The organism is Peterkaempfera griseoplana (genome assembly GCF_001418575.1).
Lineage (GTDB): Bacteria > Actinomycetota > Actinomycetes > Streptomycetales > Streptomycetaceae > Peterkaempfera > Peterkaempfera griseoplana.
Window position 1 is genome coordinate 1 of sequence record NZ_LIQR01000108.1, and the last position, 7,492, is coordinate 7,492.

Consider the following 7,492-nt stretch of genomic DNA (forward strand, 5'->3'; position numbering starts at 1 on the left):
CCCCCGAGGCCCCCGACGTCTCCGGGCTGGTCGTCGGCATCCTCGGCGGAACCGGGCCGCAGGGCCGGGGGCTCGCCCACCGCCTCGCCCGCACCGGCCAGGCCGTCATCATCGGCTCCCGCACCGCGGAGCGGGCCCGGGCCGCCGCGGCCGACCTCGGTCTGGGCATCACCGGCCACGACAACGCCGAGACGGCCCGCCGCAGCGACATCGTCATCGTCACCGTGCCCTGGGAGGGACACGCCGCCACGCTCCAGGCCCTCCGCGACGACCTCGCCGGCAAGCTCGTCATCGACGCCGTCAACCCCCTGGGCTTCGACAGCCGCGGCGCCTACGCCGTGCGCCCCGCGGAGGGAAGCGCGGCCGAGCAGGCCGCGTCCCTGCTCCCGCACTCCCGCGTCACCGCGGCCTTCCACCATCTGTCCGCCGTCGTGCTGAGCGACCCCGGTATCGACGCCATCGACACCGACGTCCTGGTCCTCGGGGACGACCGGGCGGCCACCGACACCGTTTCGGCCCTCGTCGCACGCATGGCGGGGATGCGCGGGATCTACGCCGGCCGGCTGCGCAACGCCCACCAGGTCGAGGCCCTGGTCGCCAACCTGATCTCCGTCAACCGCCGCTACCGGGCGCATGCCGGGCTGCGCATCACGGATGTCTGAGCGCGGACGTACGACGATCACCGTCGGCGGCCCCGGCGCAACGGCCTGGTGGACACGGGGCCGTCGGCGCAGCCGGGCTCGCGTGGACGACCTGTTCGTCGTTGAGGCTGACCTGGACGGTTTCGTCGATCAATGAGGGCAGTGCGCCGAAAGGGTTTGTCGTGAGGCTGGATGTCGACGATGATCACCTCATGACGACCAGAAAGGGCCATGCCCTCTAGGCGCCCCGCTCCGCTCTCCACCGCTCGCGCGCCGCCCGACCGCAACTCACCGCAGCGACCGATGGCCGTGACCGCCCACCAAGGAGAGCTCGCCCGTGCAGAAGACTGCCCTCATTCCCTACGCCCACCTCCCCCGAGCGCACCACAACCGCCACGTCCTGACCAGTACCGTCGATGTCTTCGGCGCCGCCCACTGGCTGCTTGCCGAGCGTGCTCCGCAGCCCGGCGGCGATGTCCTGCCCTTCGACGCGCTGGTCGTCTCCGTCCATCCGGGCGGCAGCGTCGAACTCACCGAGCTGAGCGCCGTGCGAGCCCGCTGGCCGCACCTGGACCGCCTGCCGGACGGTGGGTTCGTCGTCGCCGCGTCGCGCGCCCGCCGGCACGAGGACGCGAACCAGGTCCAGGTCTTCGACGCGCTCGGGCGCGAGACCTCGTCCTTCTCCGTCGGGGACGCCATCGAGCACCTGCTCGTTGACGAGGCCGGCCATATCTGGGTCGGTCACTTCGACGAGAACCCGGCCGGAATCCGTCGCTGGAGCGCCACGGGCCGGCTCGTCTGGACGTCGGACGGCGCCCGCATCCCCGGTCTCTTCGACTGCTACGCGCTGAACGTGTCGAGTACCGTCGCCTGGGCGTGCCCCTACACGGACTTCCCGCTCGTCGAGATACGCCCCGACCGCACCGACCAGCCCGTGAGGGTGTGGTCGAACCGCATACGGGGCGCCAATGCGGTGGCTGTCCACGGCAAGCGAGTCACCTTCTACGGCGGCTACGGCGAGGAGGGGGACCGACTCGCCCACGGAGAGCTCACCGAAACATCTGTCGAGCCAACGGAGGTCAGCGCGCTCACCCTGCCCCATGGCCCTGCTCCCCGCCGCCGGCGGGTCGTCAGCCGAGGAAGCAGGATCTACGTCCAGGCCGAGCCATTCACCGCGTGGGGCCTGTTCGACCTCAGCAGCTGATATCCAGCACTGGAAAGACCTTTTCGCCCGGTCGCCGACCATCCGACGCCAGTCCCGCAAGGAGCTCGCCGCAGCTCGTGCCAGCGAGGATCAGACGGTCTTCGACCGGTGATCGAAATCTTCGTCGAGCAGGTGCACGGCGCTCTTCTGCTGCGCTGATCACCTCATGCCCGGTGGTATCACGAGCAGACGGGTCAGCTTGCGCTCGCGTCACCGTCGGGCCGAATTCGTGCATCGGGGTTGTCCATCCGGGCATGTATAGCGCTCGGTCCCAGCCGCCCGCTCAACTCGCCAACTGAAGCGCTCAGTCACACTGATGATGTCACCGGCGCCTGTCCGGGGGCCTCTACAGGTCGAATTCCAGGTGCTCGATGTCGGTGAAGCGGACCTCTTCGAGGCTTCCGGCGCGGCGGCCGTCGTCCTGGAAGTAGACCTCCTTGAGGGCGTCGGCGGTGATCTGCTGGAGGTGCTGGTCGGTGGCGCCCTGCTGCTGGGCGTCGAAGAGGCGGGCGGCGTAGCGGGGCGGCAGGGCGAGGGTCAGGTGGCGCAGGCGGGTGTCGTCGGTGGAGCCGATGGGGGCGGTGTAGCCGATGCGGGCGCGGGTGTCGATGACGATGCCGTCGGTGGTGGTCGCCCTGCGCCGGGCCTGGGCGCGGATGTGGGGTTGCCAGCGTGCTGTGACTTCGCGTTCCAGGCGGGCGGCGAGGTGAGGGCGAGGGGTTTTGGCCGTGCCGGCGACGTAGCGCTCCACCTGGCGCTGGGAGATCGCCAGCAGGTCGGCGACGGCTCTGGTGCCCTTGAGCTGTCTGACCAGGTAGCGCATCTGGGCGCCGGCGGATTTGGGGGCGGGGCGGGTGAAGGAGCGCTGGACGGCTTTGTCGAGGCTGTCGGCGAACCTGCTGCTCATCGCGGTCTACTCCCCGGTGTCCTCGGTGGTGACCTGCCCGTCCTTGATGTAGCGGGCGAGGTTGAGTGCGGGGGCGCCCACGCGGTCGCGGACCTCTTCGCCCCACAGGACGGACTGGGTGCCCTCGTGCTTGACCAGGCCGGGGTTGACGCCGAGTTTGAAGCCGCCGGGCAGCGGCTTGCCGCCGGGGTAGGGCAGGAAGTCCAGCGGGGAGGGCCCGTCGGCCGCGTAGACGACGCAGTCGGAGAGGATCGCGACGGGGTACTGGCCGGTGTGTGCCGCGTGCTTGAGGATCTTGCGGTGGAGGTTGATGCGGGTGCGGGAGATGACCGCCGCGCGGATGTCGGGGCGCCAGGTGGGCCGGGCGAGGGCCTGCCACGGCTGCCCGGGTTTCCAGCCCTGCCCGCGGGGGCGCTCGCGGAGTTTGCCGAGGCCGCCCTTGACGGTGGCCTTGATCGCCGTGGCGACGGTCGCCAGGTGCGGGTCGCGCCGGCGGTAGCCGTCCATCGCCGTGAGGAACTCCTGCGGGGCCAGGTCCGCGTGCACGCCGAGGTCGGCCATCGTGGCGAGGTAGGCGTCGCGCAGCCGGGTGTACCAGGCGTCCAGGTAGCGGCCGTTCTCGTGGCGCACCCAGGCCTCGACGGGGCGCACCGGGTAGCCGAGTTCGACCGCGTAGGCGACGGTGGGGGTGGCGTACCAGGCGGGTCCCTGGGGGTGTTCGCCCTTAGGGGTGAAGGGGCTGGGCAGCAGGGAGGCGTCCAGGTCGACCCGGTCCTTGCCCAGTTTCACGTGGGACAGGTCGACGTGGGAGAGGTCGACCAGCCAGGAGCCGGGCAGTTTCGCGTCGAAGGTGGGCGCGGTGAGGTGTGTGGGGGCGCCGAGGCCCACGGTCAGGCCGTTGGCGCCGGCGGCGAAGGCCATGTTGACGTCGATGCCGACCAGGTGGGGGCGCAGGCATTCGTCGTCGGTGAGGGGGCGTGCCCAGTCGTAGGCCTCCTCGAAGAGCTTCTCCGCCGGGCCGCGGACGTGGAAGCGCGGCAGGCCGGCGAGGAGCGGGTGGCCGTCGGGGGCCTCGCAGGGCGCGCAGTCGACCGGTTCGGTGCCCAGCGAGCCGGGGTTGTGCACGGAGTGCCTGCGGCCGTCCGCGTCCGGTGCGGACGCGCGGGGAGTGAACAGTGCGCCAGGTCAGTTCGGTTGGGCGCGGGCGAGGGCCTGGACGGTGGCCGGCAGGAGATGGTGCTCGGCCTGGAGGACGCGGGCGGCCAGAGTGTCGGGGGTGTCGCCGGGCAGGACGGGGACCTGCTGCTGGGCGATGATCGGGCCTTCGTCGTAGTCGCTGGTGAGGTGGTGGACGGTGGCGCCGGAGTGGGTGTCGCCGCTGGCGAGGACGGCCTCGTGGACGTGGCGGCCGTGCATGCCCGGTCCGCCGTGGCGGGGCAGGAGCGCGGGGTGGATGTTGATGATGCGGTTCCGGTAGGCGTCGAGGACGGCGGGGCCGATCTTCTTCATGTAGCCGGCGGTGACGACCAGGTCGATGTCGTGTTCCCGCAGGGCCGTGAGCATGGCCTGGTCGAGGGCGCCCGGGCCCGGGTGGGTGCGGCCGGACAGGTGGAGGCCGGTGATGCCGTGTTCCCGGGCGTGCGCCAGTGCGCCTGATCCGCTGTTGTTGCTGAGGACCAGGGTGACGGTGAAGGCGCTCGCGGGTTGTTGTCCGGCGGCGGTGAGGGCCTGCAGGTTGGTCCCGGTGTGCGAGGCGAGGACGGCGACGTTCAACGGCATGCAGTGGATCATGCCAGTCCCGCCGGCCGCGGGACCGGCGGACCCGTCGGTGCCCGTCCGCCGCCGGGTCCGTCGGGCGGTCGGGCGGACGGCGTCGGCGCGCAGGGCCAGGACTGCAGGGCCCTGCGGCGGCCTCATGGCGCGAGGGGTCGAAGCGCGACCTCGTCGGGTCGCCTCAGGGCAGCTCCAGCCCCTTCTCGGGGTCCAGGGTCAGGGACGCCCGGTAGAGGGTGGGCGGGCAGGCCGCTCCGTTCGGATGCATGGTGGTGAGGGTGGCTTCCCGGCTCTCGTCCAGGTACGGCACGGATGCGCCCTCGCGTCTGGCCGTCAGGTGCACCTTCACGCGGGCCTCGCCGACCGTGGTGGGGAGGTCCACGGAGACCTGGGCGAGCGGCCGCCGTGAGAAGTCCTCGGTGGTCGTCGAGCACGTCCTGTCGACGCACAGTTCGTAGGTGGCGTCCCGGAGGTCCGGAAAACGGTTCGGATGCCATCCCACACTCACCCCGGACGATCCGGCCACGAGTGTGCAGGGCCGCTCTGCCTGCCGGGCGCACCCCTGCACTGCCATGAGCAGGGCGACTGCCGCGACGAGGACCGGCCAGGTGTGTCTCTTCATCTGCCTCACTCCGTTGCCGGACAGCGGGGAACGCATGCTTGGACGACCTCGGTGTCCGTGACGTTCCCTTCGGATTCGCCCTCGCCGCTGATTCCGCCGGGGAGGGTCCGGTCGCGGGATGGGAGCGGTGGCCGGCATCCGCCGGTTCACCGGGCGAAGGCCGCGTCAACGCCAGGAGGGGAAACGAGGGTGGCGTCTCCGGTCGGGCGACGGTGTGCCTGGGTGGTGGTGTGCGGGGCGGGCATCCTGGCTGCGAGCGCTGCGCCTTTTGCAGGCCGCGCAGAAGTCCAGGAGTAGCCGGGCCGCGGTGGGGAAGGCGAATCGTGCGGCCTGCCTCGGCAGTTCCCCCCGAGGCTGAGGCGGGTCCGGACACAGGCGGCGCCCCGGAGACCAGACTCCCGGGGCGCCACTGTGTTGGCCGGTTCGGATCAGCAGCCCGGTCACCGAGGCGGCCCGCTCCCCCGAAGCCGGGCCACGGCTGCCCCGTATGCCCCGTGATCACCGCGAATCTGCACCGCACAGGCCCCGTCCATGCGCCGCGTGTTTGTCTTCGCTACGGGTGGGCGGGCCGCGGCCGTCGCCTGGCTCGATCGGCGCCTGCCGCGGCAGCGTGAGCCGTGGAACCTCCGTCGGACACCGCCGCCCGGGCTGGGCGGTGCAGTTCGACATCTCCGGGCGCATCGACGGCGCCGCCGGGGTCCGCCGACGCGTGGGGCTGCTGTCTAGGCATGCTGGTGTGGGACCGTGCGGGACATCGCGTCCGGGGCCGCCGTCGGCGGCCTGCGCTTCTTCGACTTCCTCACCTGTCACGGACAGTGACCTCCCGGGCCTGGAGTCGTCGCCGGCCGGCCGGGCGTCTCCCGGCGCGGCGGGGGCTCGCCTCCTGGCGTTCCCGCCGGGCCGCGGGCACGCGCGGGCCCCGCGCGTGAGGACACGACGGCCTTGCGGGCAGCCTGGCCAGGTCAGTGGCCACCCGGTCCTCGCCGGTCAGGGGCGCACGGCCGCCCGGACGTCACCGCCGGGCTGCTCGAAGTAGGCGGCGCTGTGCGGATCGGCGGGGTAGTACGACTCGATCGCGACCTCCTCCAGCGTGATGTCCATCGGGGTGCCGAACGTGGTGATGGTGGAGAACAGCCGCAGCTCCCGTCCGCCGACGCGAAGGATCATCGGGATGACGACATCGGAGGCGACCGACCGGCCCGCCACGTCCGGGGAGTGGGGCTCCAGCAACTCCTCGTAGAGCGCGGCGAGTTCGGCGTCCGGGGCGACGGCGAGCTGACGCCGGATGCGGGAGCGGAAGACCGTCCGCACGTCGGCGAGGTTGACGACCAGCGGGGCGAACCCCCGCGGGTCCAGTCCCAGCCGTACCAGGTTGACCGGCGGCTCCAGCAGGTCGGGGGCGACGCCGGCGAGGAACGGCTCGAACGCCCGGTTGGTCATCAGGATGTTCCACCGGCGGTCGAAGGCCAGCGCCGGGTACGGCTCATGGGCGCGCAGCACCCGGGCGACCGCGTCCCGGGCCGCCGACAGCGCGCCGTCCCCCCCGGCGGCCGCTGGGCGTAGCGGGGGGCGAAGCCGGCTGCGAGCAGCAGGTGGTTGCGTTCGCGCAGCGGTACGTCGAGGTGGTCGGCGAGCCGCAGGACCATTTCGGCGCTCGGGTGGGACTTGCCCGTCTCGACCAGGCTGATGTGGCGGGCCGAGACGTCCGCGGCGATCGCGAGGTCGAGTTGGCTCAGTCGCCGGCGGTGCCGCCACTGGCGCAGGAGCTCCCCGACGGTGTGCACGGTCCTTGACGGTACTCGTCGTGGAGCCGCGCGCCATGACATCCCCTTTCATCGACAACCGTCGCGGACCGCGGAAACACTGCGTCCATGACCACGACCACGGATCACAAGAGCACCGTGCTGCGGGCCCTGACGGACATGAGGGAAACGGGCAGCGTCGAGGGGCTCGTACCGCTGCTGAGCGAGGACTTCGTCCATCACCGGCCCGACTCGACGTCCTCCACCAGGACGGAATGGCTCGCCGCCGTGCAGGCGGCCCTCACTCCGCTGGCCGACATGCAGGTGACCGTCCACCATCTGCCGGCCGAGGGTGATCACGTCGTGCTGCACTCGCGGCGGCAGCTCCCGCAGGGGCCGCAGATCTCGGTCGTCGACATCTGGCGGATCGAGCAGGGACTGTTCGCCGAGGCCTGGGAGATCATCGAGCCGGCCGCCCACGCGGCCGCCAACCTGGTGTGGTGGCAGGCCGCTGAGCGCTGACCCGTCGGCGTAGCGGGGGCGCTGCGGGACCGGCCCGGGGGGCGGCCCCGCTGCGCGAGCGTCGCGGGACCCGGGTGCGGC

6 protein-coding genes and 2 pseudogenes are annotated in these 7,492 nt (G+C 72.0%); 3 read left to right on the forward strand and 5 right to left on the reverse strand.

Translation table 11 applies throughout. From position 1 onward, the window contains the following. Positions 1-662: NADPH-dependent F420 reductase (npdG, locus tag AOK09_RS08955; RefSeq protein ID WP_055586587.1), on the forward strand; the 662-nt coding region annotated here is incomplete at its 5' end. 316 nt (positions 663-978) lie between these two features. Further along, the gene (locus AOK09_RS08960; RefSeq protein ID WP_055586588.1) at positions 979-1,845 is read left to right on the forward strand and encodes a hypothetical protein; all 867 of its coding nucleotides are present in this window, start codon (positions 979-981) and stop codon (positions 1,843-1,845) included. 346 nt (positions 1,846-2,191) lie between these two features. On the opposite strand, the gene tpg is transcribed toward AOK09_RS08960, so the two are convergent. From tpg to AOK09_RS08985, 5 genes and pseudogenes are all read right to left on the reverse strand, one after another. Further along, positions 2,192-2,752, reverse strand: coding sequence for a telomere-protecting terminal protein Tpg (gene tpg, locus AOK09_RS08965; RefSeq protein ID WP_055586589.1), 561 nt, complete (start codon positions 2,750-2,752; stop codon positions 2,192-2,194). A gap of 6 nt (positions 2,753-2,758) precedes the next feature. Then, positions 2,759-3,931: pseudogene (gene tap / locus AOK09_RS08970) on the reverse strand (telomere-associated protein Tap); the annotation flags it as partial. Between the two features lie 6 nt (positions 3,932-3,937). Beyond that, positions 3,938-4,531, reverse strand: a complete 594-nt coding sequence (gene purN, locus AOK09_RS08975; RefSeq protein WP_055586592.1) for a phosphoribosylglycinamide formyltransferase — start codon at positions 4,529-4,531, stop codon at positions 3,938-3,940. 175 nt (positions 4,532-4,706) lie between these two features. Then, positions 4,707-5,147, reverse strand: coding sequence for a hypothetical protein (locus tag AOK09_RS08980; protein ID WP_055586590.1), 441 nt, complete (start codon positions 5,145-5,147; stop codon positions 4,707-4,709). A gap of 987 nt (positions 5,148-6,134) precedes the next feature. Then, a pseudogene (locus tag AOK09_RS08985) lies at positions 6,135-6,973 on the reverse strand (helix-turn-helix domain-containing protein). Between the two features lie 45 nt (positions 6,974-7,018). Here AOK09_RS08985 and AOK09_RS08990 point away from each other — a divergent pair. Beyond that, positions 7,019-7,411 carry a nuclear transport factor 2 family protein gene (locus tag AOK09_RS08990; RefSeq protein WP_055586591.1) on the forward strand — a complete coding sequence of 131 codons (393 nt, stop codon included), beginning with the start codon at positions 7,019-7,021 and terminating at the stop codon, positions 7,409-7,411. Positions 7,412-7,492: the final 81 nt, after the last annotated feature.